This is a genomic window from Mycobacterium sp. P2_H7, from assembly GCF_056403275.1.
This window is the reverse complement of the sequence record NZ_JBFUFU010000092.1, coordinates 1-351: the sequence shown is the minus strand read 5'-3', so window position 1 is coordinate 351 and position 351 is coordinate 1. Positions and strand designations below refer to the sequence as shown.

Annotated in this window: 1 protein-coding gene; it reads left to right on the top strand. The window is 54.1% G+C overall.

All coding sequences use genetic code 11. The features are described 5' to 3' along the window. Positions 1 to 146: 146 nt before the first annotated feature. Positions 147 to 351, top strand: a 205-nt coding sequence (locus AC1DY7_RS31505; protein ID WP_477497681.1) for a nucleotidyl transferase AbiEii/AbiGii toxin family protein, incomplete at its 3' end; no start/stop codon positions are given.

Genomic DNA, 351 nt, shown 5'->3' with positions numbered 1-351 from the left:
GCGCCTTACCATGCGTGAAAAACTGCTTATCCAAAGTCTGGCAGACAAATTCGGTCATGGCGTGCTTTTGACCGCTGGCTGAACTCGGTTCTTCTCCTGATCTTTCCCTCGCAGCCAGAATATCAACAGGACATAGCGCGAGCGTTATGAAGGAATTCAAGAGGCCCGAGCACCAGATCATTGCCGAAGTGCTCGGATTGATGGATCGGCGTTTCCTGACCGTAAACCAATGTTGGTTCGGCGGGGGGACGGCTATTGTCATGAAATTCGGGGAATACCGCCGCTCACTGGATGTGGACTTCCTGTGTGCCGACAGCGATGGCTATCGCGAATTGCGGACCTCTGCAGCCG